The organism is Jiangella muralis (assembly GCF_001270745.1).
In the GTDB taxonomy this organism is placed as follows: Bacteria; Actinomycetota; Actinomycetes; order Jiangellales; family Jiangellaceae; genus Jiangella; species Jiangella muralis.
On sequence record NZ_LFXL01000038.1, the window covers coordinates 1 to 16549 of the forward strand.

Consider the following 16549-nt stretch of genomic DNA (forward strand, 5'->3'; position numbering starts at 1 on the left):
TGAACCGTTGCTTACACCGCTGGACGCCGCCCCGGTAGATACCGCGAAAACTCCAAGATCAACGTCGGCGGGGTGGCCGGGGGACGGGAAAGCGCTCGCCGCCGTGACCTGGGTACGTCATCACGAGGTGTTGACAGGATGGAAACCGGTGTCCATCATCTCCGGATACCGGTTTCCATCCGTCCTACCCACACCGCAACATGTCGCCAAGGGAGGCCACATGCGCGAGAAGGGCCGACGCACCACCCGGGTCACGGCCCGCACCAGAACCCGCGCCGCCGCCTGGCTCCGAACCCGGGGACGAACCCCGGCCCGCGCCCGAACCCGGGCCGCCGCCGCTGCCACCGCGGCGTCGACCCTGGTACTGGCGCTGGTGCTGACCGGCTGCGGCGACGACTCGACCGCCGCCGACGGCCGGGTCGAGATCACCGTCTGGCACACCGAGTCGACGCCGACGACGGTCGCGGCGATGGACGAGATCATCGCCGACTACGAGGCCGCCAACCCGGGCGTCACCGTCAGCCAGGAGTCGGTCGGCTGGGGTGACCTGCAGGTGAAGTTCCAGGCGGCGCTGGCCGCCGGCGACCTGCCGGAGATCACCCAGGTCGAGCCGATGTTCGTCCGCACGCTGTACTCGCAGGACCTGCTGGTGCCGCTGGACGACGTCGTCGACGGGCTCGGCGACGACTACCTGCCGCAGCTGCGCGACATGTTCGCGCTGCCCGACGGGCACGACTACGGGGTGGTGCACGCGTGGGGCACCGACTCCGTCGTCTACCGCGCCGACCTGTACGCGAACGCACCCGGCGCCGGCACCCCGGAGGACCTGGAGACGTGGGACGACTCGGTCGAGCAGTGGCGGGCGGTGTCCGAGGCGAACGACGACGCCTACGGCCTGATGCTGGCCGGCGACGCCGCGCACAACGTCAACGAGGAGGTGTACCTCTGGCTCGGCTCCAACGGCGGGCACCTGTTCGACGAGAACGGGCACGTCACCATCGACACGCCGGAGATGCGTGAGGTGCTGGAGTACTGGGTCGAGCTGCGCGACAGCGGGGCACTCTCGCCGGCGTGGTCGTCGCAGACCTACGCCGACAGCCTCAGCTCGCTGGCGCTGGGCGAGGCCGCGACGATCTTCTCCTTCGGCCGGGCCACGTACACGTTCGAGGACCAGGCGCCCGGCCTCGTGCCGGGCGAGGACATCAAGGTCGCGCCGAACCGGCCGGTCGGCCCGTCCGGTGACGACTGGATCACCCAGCTCGACGCCGAACCGTGGGTGGTGTTCAAGGACTCCCCCGACGCCGAGGCGGCCGCGGACTTCCTGGAGTTCTTCTTCGAGCGGCAGAACTACCTGCGCTGGATCGGCTCCGTGCCCACCCAGCTGCTGCCGGTGCTGTCGTCGACGTTCGACGACGCCGAGTACCGGGCGCTGCCGGAGGTGCGCGACTGGGGGTTCTGGATCGACCAGCAACGCCAGATGCTCGAGTCCGGTCAGGCGTACCCGCTGATGGTGACGCAGTGGTCGGACCTGGAGCTGCCGTACGTGAGCGACCTCTACGGCTCGGAGATCCTCGTCGACATGGTCATGGACGTCGTCGAGAACGGCGAGGACGTCGACGAGGCGCTGTCCGACGCCCAGGCCCGGGCCGACGAGCTGCTCTCCCCGCTCTACGACGACTGACCAGCGCGAAGGGAACGACGATGTCTCTGACGCGAACGACGACGCCCGCGCCGCCCCGCGCCCGCGCCGACGGCCCCCGCCCGCGCCGCCGCATGCCCGGCTGGTTCTGGGGCGCACTGCTGCTCTCCCCCGCGTTCCTGCTGGTGGCCGGCGTCATCGCGGCGCCGATCGCCTACCTGGTGCGGCTCAGCTTCACCGACGCGCACGCCTACCTGCCGAAGTTCGGCTCGGTCGGGTTCGACAACTACGTGGCGCTGCTGCGCGCGCCGCACTTCTGGGACAGCGTCCGCACCACGGTCTGGTACGCCGGGCTGACGGTGGGCCTGCAGCTGGTGCTCGGCGTGCTGATCGCGCTGCTGCTGCACCAGCGCTTCCGCGGCCGCGGCGTCGTCCGGCTGGTCGCGCTGGCGCCGTACATGGTGCCGTCGATCGTGGTCGCGCTGGTGTTCCGCTGGCTGCTCGACCCCACGACCGGCGCCTACTCGTGGGCGATCGACAAGGTCTGGCCCGGGTCGGAGCCGCCGAACCTGCTCAGCCCGAACCTGATCTTCTGGTCGCTGGTCGCGGTGTCGGTGTGGATGTTCACCCCGTTCATCGTCATCAGCGTGCTGGCCCGGCTGCAGACCATCGACCCGTCGGTGGTCGAGGCGGCGACGGTGGACGGCGCGGGCGCCTGGCGGCGGTTCTGGCACATCGTGCTGCCGGAGCTGAAGCCGGTGCTCTACACGCTGATCCTGCTGCGCTTCATGTTCATGTTCACCAAGTTCGACGTGGTCTATCTCTTCGCCGGGACGGGGACCGAGGTGCGCACGCTGCCCGTCCTGACCTTCCAGCGCATCTTCGGCGAAGCCCGGCTGGGGTCCGGCGCCGCTGTCGCGATGGTGCTGTTCGTGCTGCTGATGATCTTCACGACGGTGTACCTGCGCACGCTGTACCGCGAGCGGGAGGAGACGGCATGACCACCGCCCTGCACCGGCTGAGCCGGGTCCGCTGGTACCTGGTGACCGGCATCGTGCTGCTGGTCGCGATCAACGGGTTCCCGTTCTACTGGATGGCGCTGACCTCGGTGAAGCCGGGGACGGAGCTGTTCTCGTACCCACCGAGGTTCATCACGACGGCGCCGGACTTCGGCGGCTTCCAGCGGCTGTTCGAGACCACGAACTTCCTCACCTACGCGAAGAACAGCCTGATCATCGCGACCGGCGCGACGGTGCTGTCGGTGGTGGTGTCGGCGCTGGCGGCGTACGGGCTGACGCGGTTCCCGTTCCCCGGCAGCCGCGCGTTCAGCACGGCGATCCTCTACGCGTACACGTTCGCGCCGATCGTCATCGTCGTGCCGTTGTACGGGATGTTCCGCGAGGCCGGGCTGATCAACAGCCACCTCGGCATGATCCTCGCGTACGCCTCGTTCGGCGTGCCGTTCAGCCTCTGGCTGCTGCAGCCGTTCTTCCGGGCGATCCCGGGGGAACTGGAGGAGGCGGCGTTCGTCGACGGCGCCAACCGGGTGAAGAGCGCGTGGTACGTCGTGTTCCCGCAGGCGCTACCGGGGCTGATCGCGGTCTCGGTGTTCACCTTCCTGCTGGCGTGGGAGGACTATCTGTTCGCCCGGGTGCTGATCACGCGGGACGACCTGAAGACGCTGCCGATCGCGCTGCACGACCTCTACAACGCCAGCCTGCAGGACTGGCCGCTGCTGATGGCCGCCGCCGTCCTCATCAATCTGCCCGTCCTGATCGCGTTCCTGTTCGTCCAGAAGTACCTGGTCGCGGGCTGGGGCGCGGGAGCCATCAAGTAGATCGCAGGGAGAGGGGACGCATGTACGTCGGTTACGAGGTCCGTGAGGGGACCGCCTGGATCCGGATCGAGCGCCCGGAGAAGCTGAACGCGCTCGACCTGTCCGGCTGGCACGCCATCACCGCCCACCTGGCCCGGGCGGCGGACGAGGCGCCCGGCCCGGTGGTGCTGACGGGGACGGGGCGGGCGTTCTGCGCCGGCGACGACATCAACACCTTCCATCAGCACGCCACCCCCGAGCAGGGCATGGACTTCTTCATCGGCGGGCTGTACGCCACCATCGAGGCGATCGTCACGCACCCGTACCCGGTGATCGCCGCGGTCAACGGCATCGCGTTCGGCGGCGGCTGCGAGCTGGTGCTGGTCAGCGACCTCGCCATCGCCGCCGACGACGCGACGTTCAGCCTGCCGGAAGGCCGCATCGGCGCCTGGCCGACGGTCGCCGTCGGGGTCGCGGCGCACGTCAGCGGGCGCAAGCTCGCGGGCGAGCTGTCCTACGAGATGCCGGTGCTGGACGCCGCCGAGGCGCGCCGCTTCGGCCTGGTCAACCGGGTCGTCCCGCCGGACGGGCTGGAGGACGAGGTGCGCGCCACGGTCGCGCGCATCGGGGCCGCGTCGCCGCACGCGATCCGTCAGACCAAGCGGTTCCTCACCGAGGAGCTGGTCACGACCGGGCTGCCGAAGGTGCGCCGGGCGCTGACGGCGCTGGTCGAGGAGACGTTGCCCACGCACGACCTCCAGGAGGGCACCGCCGCCTTCCTGGAGAAGCGCACGCCGGTCTTCGACGGGAAGTGAGCCATGACGACCCTCCCCCTGGACGGCGTCCGCGTTCTCGACTTCGCCCACATGATGCAGGGCCCGTGGGCCGCCGAGATGCTCGGCGACCTCGGCGCCGACGTGATCAAGGTCGAGGTCGTGGGCACCGGCGAACGCGGCCGGCAGGCCGGCACCACGTTCCTGAACGGTGTCAGCGCGCAGTTCCTCGCGATGAACCGGAACAAGCGCTCGCTCGCCGTCGACCTCAAGCACCCGGACGGGCTGCGCGTCGCGGAGGCGCTGATCCGGACCGCCGACGTGCTGATCCAGAACTTCCGGCCGGGGGTGATGGACCGGCTCGGCCTCGGGTGGGAACAGGCGCGGGACGTGAACCCGTCACTCATCTACTGCACGGCGAGCGGCTACGGCGCCGGCGTGCCGGACCCGCGCAAGCCCGGCCAGGACCTGCTGGCCCAGGCCCGCACCGGCGCGCTCTGGCTCACCGGCACCGCGGCCGACGCGCCCACGCCGGCCGGGCCGTTCGTCGCCGACGTCCACGCGGCGACGATGCTGGCCCTCGGCGCGACGGCGGCGCTGCTGGACCGCGCTCGCACCGGCCGCGGCCGCCTCGTCGAGGTCGACCTCGTCGGCGCGATGCTGCACCAGACCGTGCAGGAGGTGGTGTCGACGCTGAACTCCGGCGAACCGCCGCGCCGCCCGGCCGCGGTGCCGGGCAGCGCGTACCTCGAGGCGCCCTACGGCGTGCACGCGGCCGCCGACGGGTTCGTCGCGATCTCGCTGACGACGATGGAGGCGCTGGCCGCCGGGCTGGGCGCGCCGGAGATCGTCGAGCGTTTCCCGGACAAGGAGGCCGCGACGGCCGGCCGTGACGAGCTGAACGCCCTGGTCAGCGCACTGGTCGCGGACCGTCCGGCGCGGGAGGTGCTGGCCGCGCTGGACGCGGCCGGCGTGTGGTGCGCGCCGGTCAACGACCACCGCGCGATGACCACCGACCCGTACGTGCGCTGGGACCGGCGCCGGCTCGAGGTGAAGCACCCGGTGGCCGGGACCGTCGAGCTGGCCGGCAACCCGATCACGCTGGACGGCGAGGCGCTGCCGGCCCGGCGGCCCGCTCCCCTGCTCGGCGAGCACACCGCCGAACTGCTGGCCGAGCTCGGCCTCGACGCGGACGCGCTGCTGGCGGACGGTGTCGTGGGGGTGCCCCGATGACGTGGTTCCCGCCGGTCGGCGCGCGCAGTGTGTTCCGCAAGACCGTCACCGAGTCCGATGTCGGCCTGTTCGCCGGCATCACCGGCGACTTCGCGCCGCAGCACGTCGACGACGAGTACATGCGTTCGCGGCCGCAGGGCCGCCGCATCGCGCACGGCGTGCTGACGCTGGGGCTGACGTCGACGGCGGCGGCCCGGTTGTGCGACGCGCACGGCGTGACGGCGGTGTCGTACGGCTACGACCGGGTGCGCTTCCTCCGCCCGGTGTTCCTGGGCGACACCGTCACCGTCGACTACGTGATCGACCGCGTGGACGAGCCGGCCCGCAAGGCGTTCGCGGCGATGACCGCGACCACGCAGGACGGCGAGCGCTGCCTCGTCGGCACGCACGTCCTCTACTGCTACCCGCCGGAAGGAGCCGCGTGATGCTGGCCGAGGTCGACCATTTCGTCGAGACGCGGGTCGCGCCGTCGGCGCGCGCCATCGACGCCGAGGCGGCGTTCTTCCCGGACCTGCTGGCCGACGCGGCGGCGCTGGGCCTGCAGGGCCTCGTCCACTCCCCCGGCGGCGGGCTGGACGTGGCGCGCATGGACCTCGCCCGCGAGGTGACCGAGCGCATCGCGGCGGCCAGCCCGGCGGTCGCGCTGGGCGTCGCGGGGGCGCGGCTGTCGGCGTACCTGCTGGCCAAGTACGCACCGCCGCACCTGCGCGAACGCTGGGTGGCGCCGATCCTGTCGGCCCGGGCGTACGGGTCGTTCGCGATCACCGAGCCCGAGGCGGGCACCGACATCCGAGCGCTGAGCACCGTCGCCGTCCCCGACGGCGACCACTACCGGCTCACCGGGCACAAGTGCTGGGTCGGCTTCGCGCCGGTCGCGGACGTCGCGATCGTGCTGGCCAAGGTCGGGAGCACGCAGCGGGACGCGCCGATGGTCGCGCTGGTCGTCGACATGTCCTCCGCCGGAGCGTCCGGGCGGCCCGGCCCGGAGCTGTCCGGTTTCCGCGGCCTGCCCAACGGCGAGCTGGTCTTCGACGGCGTCCGGGTGCCGCGCGGCGACCGGCTCGACGTCGAGGGGTTCGCCGGGATGATGGACGGACTCAACATGGCCCGCATCGACGCCGCCGCCTACGCGTGCGGGCTGCTGCGGGCGTCGCTGCTGGCCAGCCTCGCGCGGGCCAACGCACGGCAGGCGTTCGGGCGGCCGATCGGCGACCTGCAGGTCGTCCAGCGCAAGCTGGGCCGCATGGCCGCCGACTACCGCGCGGCCTGCGAGTTGACCCGCCGCGCCGCCGAGTCGTTCGCCCGCGGGGGCGGCGGCGACCAGGACGTCGTGTCGATGGCGAAGCTGTTCGCCTCCGACGCCGCCCGCCGGCACACCGACGAGGCCATGCAACTGCACGGCGCCCTCGGCGTCGTCGTCGACGAGGACGTGAACCGCATGCACCGCGACGCCAAGGTGACGCAGATCTTCGACGGCACCAGCGAGATCCACGAGACCATGCTCGGCCGCCGGGCGCTGCGGATGCAGGCCCGCGGCGAGCCGCTGACCGCGTTCCTCGACCTGGAGGTGGGGGCGTGAGCGGGCCGCTGACCGGCGAGGTCGCGCTGGTGACGGGCGCGACCGGCGCCCTGGGCGCGGCGATCTGTCGCGACCTCGCCCGGGCCGGCGCCGACGTCGCCGTCCACCACCTCGACGAGCCGGAGGCCGCCCGCGCGCTGGCGGACGAGCTGGCCGCGTTCGGGGTGCGTACGACGACGGTGGCGGCGGACGTGACGTCGTGGGACCAGGCCGGCGCGGCGGTGTCGGCCGTCGGACACTCACTCGGGACCATCACCGTCCTGGTGAACAACGCCGGGTTCATGGAGCCGGTGCGCATCGTCGACTCGTCGCTGGCGGACTGGCGGCGGACCCTGGGCGTCGACCTCGACGGCGTCTTCGTCGTCACCCGGCACGTGCTGCCCGGGATGCTGGAGACGCACGGCCGCATCGTCAACGTGTCGTCGCAGCTGGCCTTCAAGGGCGCCGTCGACTACGTCGCGTACGCCACCGCGAAGGCCGGGGTGCTCGGCTTCACCAAGGCGCTGGCCAGGGAGGTCGGGCCGCGCGTGCGCGTCAACGCCATAGCGCCGGGCCCGATCGACACCCCGATGGTGCGCCCGTACGCGACGCCGGACTGGGTCGACGCCCGCACCCGCGACTCCGTCACCGCCCGGCTCGGGACGCCGGAGGAGATCGGGCCGGCCGTCGTCTTCTTGGCCGGCCCCGGCGCCGAGTTGATGCACGGGCAGACGCTGCACCTCAACGGCGGCGGGGTGATGACGTGACCGTCCGGTTCCTGACGGCCGAGGCGGCGGCCGACCTCGTCCAGGACGGGCAGACGCTGGCGATCGGCGGGTCCGGCGGCGGGCTGCTGGAACCGGACGCGCTACTGGCGGCGCTGGGGCGGCGGTTCCGGGCGACCGGCACGCCGCGCGACCTGGACCTCGTCCACACCACCGGCATCGGCGACCGCGAGGGCGGCGGGATGGACCACCTCGCCCAGCGCGGGCTGGTGCGCTCCGTCGTCGCCGGGAACTGGGGCATGGCGCCGGCGATGAGCGCGATGGCCGTCGCCGGCGAGTTCGAGGCGTACAACTTCCCGCAAGGCGTGATGAGCCAGCTGTTCCGCGAGATCGCCGCCGGCCGGCCCGGAGTCGTCACGCACGTCGGGCTGGGCACGTTCTGCGACCCGCGGGTCGAGGCCGGCCGGCTCAACGACGTCAGCCCGCAGACCCGGGTCGAGGTGGTCGAGCTGGCGGGGCGGGAGTGGCTGTTCTACCCGGCGTTCGACCTCGACGTGTGCTTCATCCGCGGCACCACCGCCGACGAGCGCGGCAACCTGTCCTTCGAGCAGGAGGGTGCGCGGCTGGAGATGCTGGCCATCGCGCAGGCCACCCGCAACCGCGGCGGACTGGTGATCGCGCAGGTCAAGCGGGTGGCGAAGGCCGGGACGCTGGACCCGCGGCTGGTCGTCGTCCCCGGCATCTGCGTCGACGTCGTCGTGCACCACCCCGCGCAGAAGCAGGTGGTGACGCACGAGTACGAGCCGGCGTTCTCCGGCGAGCTGCGCGCCGCCGCGTCCACGCTGCCGCCGTTCCCGCTGGACGCACGGAAGGTGGTGGCGCGGCGGGCGCTGTCGGAGATCGTGCCCGGCGACGTCGTCAACCTCGGCGTCGGGATCGCCGACGGCATCGCGTCGGTGGCCGCCGAGGAGGGCCGGCTGGACGAGTTCACGACGACGATCGAGCAGGGCGCGGTGGGCGGCATCCCGGCCCGCGGCGTGATCTTCGGCGTCGCGACGAACCCGGAGGCGATCCTGGACCAGGCGGCCCAGTTCGACTTCTACGACGGCGGCGGGCTGGACATCGCGTTCCTCGGGTTCGCGCAGGTCGACGCCGCGGGGAACGTCAACGTGTCGAAGTTCGGGTCCCGGGTCGTCGGGACCGGCGGGTTCGTCGACATCAGCCAGAACGCCGGCACCGTCGTGTTCTGCGGCACCTTCACCGCCGGCGGGCTGGACGTCCGCGTCGGCGGCGGTGAGCTGCGGGTGCTGGCCGAGGGCGCGCACGCGAAGTTCGTCCCCGCCGTCGGCCAGGTGACGTTCAGCGCGCGCGAGTCGGTGGCCCGCGGGCAGCGCGTCCGCTACGTCACCGAGCGGGCCGTGTTCGACCTGACGGCGGACGGGCTGCGGCTGCTGGAGGTGGCGCCCGGGGTCGACGTGCGCCGCGACGTCCTCGACCTCATCCCGTTCGGCGTGCTCGTCGAGGACGTCCGGACGATGGAGCCCGAGTACTTTCAGTAGGTGCAGATGCAGGATGACACCGCGCCGGAGCACCCCCGGCGGCCGACCATCAAGGACGTCGCCGAGCGCGCCGGCGTCACCAAGGCGACCGTCTCGAAGTACCTGAACCGCGCGCACGGCTACGCCATGGCGGCGTCGACCCGGGAACGGATCAGGGTCGCCGTCGAGGAGCTCGACTTCCAGCCCAGCCCGCTGGCCCGCGGCCTCTCCCGCAGCGCGACGTCGACCCTCGGGCTCGTGGTGGCCGACATCCGCAGCCAGTTCTACCCCGACCTCGTCGCCAGCATCCAGACCGCGGCCGAGGCGGCCGGCTACACCCTCGTCCTCGGCAGCTCCGGCGACGACCCCGGCCGCGAACTGGACATCATCCGCTCCATGGCGCACCGCCGCGTCGACGGCGTCGTGCTCGTCGCCGTCCGGTCCGAGGGCGACCACATCGACTACCTGCGCCGGCGCGGCATCCAGATCGTGCTGGCCAGCCGCGACCTCCCCGACCTCGTCGCCGACACCGTCGTCGTCGACAGCCTGGCCGGCGGGCGCGCGGCCACCCGGCACCTGCGCTCGCTCGGCCACCGCCGGCTGGCGCACGTCGCCGGCGAGCCCGCCGTCAAGCCGTTCGCCGACCGCGCCCGCGGCTTCGCGCTCGAGACCGCCGACCTCCCCGGCCTCCCCGTCGAGGTCGCACCGTCCTCCATCGAGGGCGGCCGGGCGGCGGCGCACGTACTGCTCGACGTCGCCGCGCCGCCCACGGGCATCTTCTTCGCCAGCGACACCATGGCCCTCGGCGGCCTGATGGCCTGCGCCGACCTCGGCCTGCGGGTCCCGGACGACGTGTCCGTCGCCGGGTTCGACAACGTGACGGTGGGCCAGCTGCCCGGCATCGGCCTCACCACCATCGACTCCGACGCCGTCCGGGTCGGCGAACTGGCCACCGAGCTCCTCCTCAAACGCGTCCTCACCCCCGCCGAGGCCGCCCCCGACCCCGTCCTCATCACCCGACCCGCCGACCTCGTCGTCCGCACCTCCACCGCCCCGCCACGCTGACGCTGTTCCGCCGGTCACATCGGGGCCGGAACCTGTCACGAAACGACCCCCTGCGCCGTCGTCCGGTTGAGAGCACGAGGAGGCAGCGATGCGCAGGATCCTGATCGTCGGCGGCGGGTACGCCGGGTTCTACACCGCGTGGCGGCTGGAGAAGAAGCTCCGCCCGCACGAGGCGCACGTGACGATCGTCGACCCGCGGCCGTACATGACCTACCAGCCGTTCCTGCCGGAGGTGACGGCCGGCTCGGTCGAGGCGCGGCACGTCGCGGTGTCGCTGCGGCGGCACCTGCGCCGCACCCACGTCATCGCCGGCAGCGTCGTCGACATCGACCACGAGCACCGCACCGCGACCGTCAGCATCGCCGACGGGCCGGACCGGGAGCTGGGCTACGACGTCATCGTGGTGACGGCGGGCGCCGTCACGCGCACGTTCCCGATCCCGGGCGTCGCCGACGAGGCGATCGGGCTCAAGCACGTCGAGGAGGCGGTCGCGATCCGGGACCGGCTGCTGACGGCGTTCGAGCGGGCCGCCGTGCTGCCGCCCGGCCCGGACCGGCGGCGGCTGCTGACGGTGACGGTGGTCGGCGGCGGCTTCACCGGCGTCGAGGGCTTCGGCGAGCTGTTGTCGCTGGGCACCGCGCTGCTGAAGCACTACCCGGAGCTCGACCCCGGCGACCTCGCGTTCCACCTGGTCGAGGTGCGCGACCGCATCCTGCCGGAGGTCACCGACAAGCCCGGCGCCTGGGTCGTCCGGCACCTGGAGGGCCGCGGCGCGCACGTGCACCTCGGCACCAAGCTGGTGTCGGCGCGGGACGGGCACATCGTGCTGTCGGACGGCTCGGAGTACGAGAACGAGCTGCTGATCTGGACCGCCGGCAACCAGAGCAACCCGGTCGTCGCGCGGCACACGGACCTGCCGGTGGACGAGCAGGGGCTGTTCCGGGTCCGCGCCGACCTGCGCATCGGCACCGACGACGCGCCGGTGCCGGACGCGTGGGCGGCCGGCGACAACGCGGCCGTCCCGGACCTGACGTCGGACCTGCCCGGCGCGCACGTCGTGCCGAACGCGCAGAACGCCGTCCGCCAGGGCAAGCGGCTGGCCAAGAACATCGTCGCCGACCTGCGCGGGCGCCGGACGAAGCCGTACGTGCACCACAGCCTCGGCACGATCGCCACGCTCGGCCTGGGCCAGGGCATCTTCCAGTACCGCCGCATCGTCATCACCGGACTGCCGGCCTGGCTGATGCACCGCGGCTACCACGTGCTGGCGGTGCCGACGTGGGAGCGCAAGATCCGGGTGTTCCTCGTCTGGGCGGCGGCGCTGTTCTACGGCCGCGACGTCGTGTCGCTGCTGTCGGTGCAGCACCCGCGGGCCGCCTTCCTCGCGGCGACGCTGGGCGCCCGCAGCCGGCGCGGGTCATCCGGAACGGGTGAGGCGGGCGACACGGCACCGCGGGAGGGTGGAGGAAGCTGACCGCCCCGCTGGAGGTGGCGATGACGACGACAGCCGCGCGCCCGGCCGATGTCCTCGTGGTCTTCGGGATCACGGGAGACCTGGCCAGGGTGATGACGTTCCGTTCGCTGTACCGGCTGGAGGCCCGCGGGCTGCTGCAGTGCCCGGTGGTCGGGGTCGCCGCCAACGACTGGACGGTGGACCGGCTGGTGCAGCGGGCCCGGGCCTCGATCGAGGGGTCCGGCGAGCGGGTGGACCCGGCGGTGTTCGACCGGCTCGCCGCCCGGCTCTCGTACGTGAGCGGCGACTTCGCCGACGCCGCGACGTACGGGCGCGTCGGTGACGCGATCAAGGGCGCGGAGTCGCCGGTCTTCTACCTGGAGATCCCGCCGTTCCTGTTCGGCCGGGTGGTCGAAGGGCTGTCGGGCGCGGGCCTGACGGATTCGGCCCGGGTCGTGGTGGAGAAGCCGTTCGGCCACGACCTCGCCTCCGCGCATGCGCTGGCCGAGGAACTGCACCAGTACGTCGACGAGTCGCAGCTGTACCGCATCGACCACTACCTCGGGAAGATGGGCATCGAGGAGATCCTGTACCTGCGCTTCGCCAACTCGATGCTGGAACCGGTCTGGAACCGCGACCACGTGCGGTGCGTGCAGATCACCATGGCCGAGAGCTTCGGCGTCGAGGACCGCGGCCACTTCTACGACCCCGTCGGCGCGCTCCGCGACGTCGTCGTCAACCACCTCATGCAAGTGGTCGCGGCCGCCGCCATGGAGGCGCCGTCGCGCGGTGACGTGCGGACGATCAAGGAGGCGCAGGTCGCGCTGTTCCGGGCCATCGCCGACGCCGACCCGGCCCACTACGTGCGCGGCCGGTACGACGGCTACCTCGGCATCGACGGCGTCGCGGCGGACTCCACGACCGAGACGTACGCCGCGCTGCGGCTGGAGATCGAGAACTGGCGCTGGTCCGGCGTGCCGTTCTTCATCCGCACCGGCAAGCGGCTCGCGGCGACGCAGACCGAACTGCGGCTGGTGTTCAAGCACCCGCCGCGGCTGGGCTTCTGGCCGCGCGGCCACCGCCCGGGTTCGGACGCGATCGTCGTGCGGCTGGACCCGTCGACCGGCGTCCGGATCGTCCTCGACGCCCGCCGCGCCGACCAGGAGGGCGCGGCGCCCGTCGACCTGGACATGGAGTTCGCGGCCGAGGGCGGCGAGGGCCCGACGCCGTACGAGGTGCTGCTGCTCGCGGCCATGCGCGGCGAGTCGACCCGGTTCGCGCGGCAGGACGGCGTCGAGGAGACCTGGCGGATCATGCAGCCGCTGCTGGACGCGCCGCCGCCGGTGCACGCGTACGAACCGGGCACGTGGGGCCCGTCGGCGGCGGACGCGCTGCCCGCCGGCGAGGGTGGCTGGCAGGAGCCGTGGGTGTCGCCGTGACGGCCGCCGGACCGTAGGCGTCCCGGTGGCCGCGACGCCCCGCGCGCCCGCGCGGGCCGGGCTGGTCCTCGCCGCGCTGATCCTGGTCGCGGCGGTGGCGAACCTCAACCTCGCGGTGGCCAACGTCGCGCTGCCCGACATCGGCAAGGCGTTCGGCTCGTCGCAGACCACGCTGGACCTCGTCGCCGTCGGCTACTCGCTGGGGCTCGCCGCGTCGGTGCTGTACCTCGGCGGGCTGGGCGACCGCTACGGCCGCAAGCTGATGCTGATCCTCGGCGTCGTGCTCTCCGTGCCCGCCTGCCTGCTCGCGGCCTACGCCCCGAGCGACGAGGTGCTGGTGCTCGCGCGGGTGCTGGGCGGGGTGTCCGCCGGCATGGCGTACCCGACGACGCTGGCGCTGATCACGGCCCTGTGGGCCGGCCCGGCGCGGACCAAGGCGATCGCGCTGTGGTCCGGCATCGGCGGCGCCATCGCCTCGCTCGGCCCGCTGTTGTCGGGCTGGCTGCTGGAGCACTTCTGGTGGGGCTCGGTGTTCCTGGTGACGCTGCCGCTCGCGGTGGTCGCGCTGGTGCTCGCGCTGCTGTTCGTGCCGAGCCACGTCAACGAGACCACCGACCCCGTCGACAACCTCGGCGGAGTGCTGTCGATCGTGCTGGTCGCGTCGCTGGTGCTGGCGATCAACTTCGCGCCGGTCCCCGGCAAGGGAGCACTCTCAGTCGGGCTGGCCGTCCTCACGCTGGCCGCGACCGCCGCGTTCGTTCTCCGGCAGCGCCGGGCACCGAACCCGCTCTACGACCTGAACATCGCCGGCCGGCGGGTGTTCTGGGTGGCCGCGGTCGCCGGCATCATCGTGTTCGGGACGTTGATGGGCGCGATGTTCGTCGGCCAGCAGTTCCTGCAGAACGTGCTCGGCTACTCGACGTTCGAGGCCGGCCTGTCGATCCTGCCCGCGGCCGCTCTCATGGTGCTGGTGGCGCCGCGGTCGGCCGCGCTGGTGGAGTCGCACGGGTCGCGGGTCGTGCTGCTGATCGGCTACGCCTGCTGCCTGCTCGGGTTCGTCGCGATGCTCCTGCTGTGGGACCAGGACACCTCGTACTGGGCGGTCGGGCTGGCCTACGCGCTGGTGGGCGCCGGGGTCGGGTTCGCCGGCACCCCGGCGTCGCACTCGCTGACGGGGTCGGTTCCGGTCCGCCGCGCCGGTATGGCGTCGGGCACCGCCGACCTGCAACGCGACCTCGGCGGCGCGATCATGCAGTCGATCCTCGGCGCGCTGCTCACCGCCGGCTACGCGTCCGCCGTCTCGGCCGCGATTGCCGCCGCCCCCAACCGGCAGGACATCAGCGACAGCGTGCAGGCGCAGCTGATGAAGTCGTTCGGCTCGGCCGAGGCCACCGCCGAGCAGTACCCGCAGTACGCCGACGCCATCTCCTCCGCCGCCGCGCAGTCCTTCCTCGACGGCGCCGACTGGGCCTACATCGCCGGCATCGTCGCGATCGTGATCGGGTCGGTGCTGGTCTACCTGCTCTTCCCGGTCAAGGAGGACGAGGTCCGGCTGCTGGCCGAGTACCACGCGACGGACACCCGCGCACTCCCCCACCCGGCCCCGCCGCCCGACGACCCATGATCACCGGCCCACCCGAAAGTTGATCTTGGAGAAAAGGCTGAACTGTGGCCCGGTTTGTCCGATTGATTCCGCAGTTGCTCCAAGATCAACTGGGGGTCCGCGGCCGGGCGGTCGGGGCGCTAGGCGAGGCGGGCGAGCAGGTGGTCGCCGACCCGCAGGGCGTTCGCCATCACCGTCAGCGCCGGGTTCACCGCGCCGATGCTCGGGAAGAAGCTGGTGTCGACGACGTACAGGTTGTCCACCTCGTGCGCCCGGCAGTCGCGGTCGAGCACGGACGTCGCCGCGTCGGCCCCGAACCGGACGGTGCCGGCCTGGTGCGCGCAGCCGGCGACCGGGATGTCGTTCTTCATGTAGACGTCGCGCGGGACCAGGTGGTGCGGATGCATCCCCAGGTGGCCGAGGTGCCCGGTGACCCGCCGGTACAGCTGCTCCAGCGGCTCGCGGTTGTTCGGCGTGTAGTGCAGTGCGACGTCGCCGGACGGGCTCAGCGTGACGCGGTTGTCCGGGTCCGGCAGGTCCTCTGCGGAGAGCCAGAAGTCGACGGCGTGCTCGGCCACCTCGTCCAGGGTGAACATCGGCGCCAGCCGGGCCAGCACCGGCTTCTCCCCGCGGTACATCGGCGCCGACGACTTGCCGACCATCTGCACGTTGCCCATCGGGTACTCGAAGTCGGCGTCGCCGAAGTAGTAGTCGTTGACACCGAGGGTCTTCTGGAACCGGGTGTCGTTCTTCTCCGTCGAGATCGCCAGGAACGCCCGGCTGTTGTGGAACAGGTAGTTGCGCCCGACCTGGTCCGAGCCGTTCGCCAGCCCGTTCGGGTGCCGCTCGTTCGCGCTGGCCAGCAGCAGTTTCGCCGTGTTCGCCGCGCCGGCGGCGACGACCACCACCGACCCGGTGAACCGCTGCTCCGCACCGGCGACGTCCGCGACCACGGTCGTCACCGTCCGCCCGGACGCGTCGGTCTCCAGCCGTCGCACCACCGCGTTGCGCAGCAGCGTCACACCAGCGTGTCGCAGCGCCGGCCGGACGGCGATGACGTCGGCATCGGACTTCGCGTGCACCAGGCACGGGAAGCCGTCGCAGGTGGCGCAGCGGATGCAGGTGCTGAGCTCGGGGTTGGCCTCGTCCAGCATGATCCCGCAGGGTGCGTGGAACGGGTGCAGCCCCACCCGGTCCAGGTCGTCGAAGAGCCGCTGGATGCGCGGCTCGTGCGAGACCGGCGGATACGGGTAGGGCGCCGTCGACGGCGGCTCGGTCGGGTCCTCGCCGCGGGCGCCGTGCACCTGGTACAGCTCCTCGGCCCGGGTGTAGTACGGCTCCAGCTCGTCGTACCCGATCGGCCAGGCCGGCGAGACGCCGCCGTGGTGGCGCAGCTCGCCGAAGTCGCGCTCGCGCAGCCGGTACAGGGCGGCGCCGTAGAACTTCGTCGCGCCGCCCACGTAGTAGTGGATCTGCGGCTGGAACGGCTTGCCGTCGCCGTCGTACCAGGTGTCGGCCGACACGTAGCGGTTGTCGACGAAGACGGCGGCCGCGTCCCAGTTCTCGGCCTCACGCGGCAGCCAGTCGCCCCGCTCCAGGATGAGGACCCGCTTCCCCGACGGTGCCAGCCGGTGCGCCAGCGTGCCGCCGCCGGCCCCGGATCCCACGATGACGACGTCGTATTCGTCGGCCATGACGGCCTCCCCC

General features: G+C 72.4%; 14 protein-coding genes. 13 read left to right on the forward strand and 1 reads right to left on the reverse strand.

The genetic code is table 11. The features are described 5' to 3' along the window. Positions 1 to 220 precede the first annotated feature (220 nt). The 13 genes from ACW62_RS26900 (at position 221) to ACW62_RS26960 (ending at position 14863) form a co-directional block, all read left to right on the forward strand. Positions 221 to 1681, forward strand: coding sequence for an ABC transporter substrate-binding protein (locus ACW62_RS26900; RefSeq protein ID WP_053207209.1), 1461 nt, complete (start codon positions 221 to 223; stop codon positions 1679 to 1681). Between the two features lie 20 nt (positions 1682 to 1701). Then, entirely contained in the window at positions 1702 to 2640 is a 939-nt protein-coding gene (locus ACW62_RS26905) for a carbohydrate ABC transporter permease (protein ID WP_083460215.1), read from the forward strand. Beyond that, complete coding sequence (locus tag ACW62_RS26910; protein ID WP_053207211.1) at positions 2637 to 3476, forward strand: carbohydrate ABC transporter permease; 840 nt, start codon at positions 2637 to 2639, stop codon at positions 3474 to 3476. The genes ACW62_RS26905 and ACW62_RS26910 overlap by 4 nt, the downstream gene beginning before the upstream one ends. Positions 3477 to 3496: 20 nt before the next feature. Then, a complete protein-coding gene (locus ACW62_RS26915; protein WP_053207212.1) occupies positions 3497 to 4270 on the forward strand; it encodes an enoyl-CoA hydratase/isomerase family protein in 774 nt (257 codons plus the stop codon). A gap of 3 nt (positions 4271 to 4273) precedes the next feature. After that, positions 4274 to 5461 carry a CaiB/BaiF CoA transferase family protein gene (locus ACW62_RS26920; protein WP_053207213.1) on the forward strand — a complete coding sequence of 396 codons (1188 nt, stop codon included), beginning with the start codon at positions 4274 to 4276 and terminating at the stop codon, positions 5459 to 5461. Beyond that, a complete protein-coding gene (locus ACW62_RS26925; protein WP_053207214.1) occupies positions 5458 to 5886 on the forward strand; it encodes a MaoC family dehydratase in 429 nt (142 codons plus the stop codon). The genes ACW62_RS26920 and ACW62_RS26925 overlap by 4 nt, the downstream gene beginning before the upstream one ends. After that, entirely contained in the window at positions 5886 to 7040 is a 1155-nt protein-coding gene (locus tag ACW62_RS26930) for an acyl-CoA dehydrogenase family protein (protein ID WP_053207215.1), read from the forward strand. Before ACW62_RS26925 ends, ACW62_RS26930 begins: the two co-directional genes overlap by 1 nt. Continuing rightward, positions 7037 to 7786 carry an SDR family NAD(P)-dependent oxidoreductase gene (locus ACW62_RS26935; RefSeq protein ID WP_053207216.1) on the forward strand — a complete coding sequence of 250 codons (750 nt, stop codon included), beginning with the start codon at positions 7037 to 7039 and terminating at the stop codon, positions 7784 to 7786. The genes ACW62_RS26930 and ACW62_RS26935 overlap by 4 nt, the downstream gene beginning before the upstream one ends. Then, complete coding sequence (locus ACW62_RS26940) at positions 7783 to 9303, forward strand: acyl CoA:acetate/3-ketoacid CoA transferase (RefSeq protein ID WP_053207217.1); 1521 nt, start codon at positions 7783 to 7785, stop codon at positions 9301 to 9303. The genes ACW62_RS26935 and ACW62_RS26940 overlap by 4 nt, the downstream gene beginning before the upstream one ends. A 6-nt stretch (positions 9304 to 9309) precedes the next feature. Further along, positions 9310 to 10347 (forward strand): LacI family DNA-binding transcriptional regulator, encoded by a 1038-nt coding sequence (locus ACW62_RS26945; protein WP_240477435.1) that lies wholly within the window; start codon positions 9310 to 9312, stop codon positions 10345 to 10347. Positions 10348 to 10435: 88 nt separating this feature from the next. After that, entirely contained in the window at positions 10436 to 11821 is a 1386-nt protein-coding gene (locus ACW62_RS26950; RefSeq protein ID WP_083460216.1) for an NAD(P)/FAD-dependent oxidoreductase, read from the forward strand. Positions 11822 to 11841: 20 nt separating this feature from the next. Next, a complete protein-coding gene (zwf, locus tag ACW62_RS26955) occupies positions 11842 to 13239 on the forward strand; it encodes a glucose-6-phosphate dehydrogenase (protein ID WP_053207219.1) in 1398 nt (465 codons plus the stop codon). A 25-nt stretch (positions 13240 to 13264) separates the two neighbouring features. Continuing rightward, positions 13265 to 14863, forward strand: a complete 1599-nt coding sequence (locus ACW62_RS26960) for an MFS transporter (protein WP_053207220.1) — start codon at positions 13265 to 13267, stop codon at positions 14861 to 14863. A gap of 119 nt (positions 14864 to 14982) precedes the next feature. Here ACW62_RS26960 and ACW62_RS26965 read toward each other — a convergent pair whose 3' ends face one another. Continuing rightward, positions 14983 to 16536, reverse strand: coding sequence for a GMC oxidoreductase (locus ACW62_RS26965; RefSeq protein WP_053207221.1), 1554 nt, complete (start codon positions 16534 to 16536; stop codon positions 14983 to 14985). Positions 16537 to 16549 lie beyond the last annotated feature (13 nt).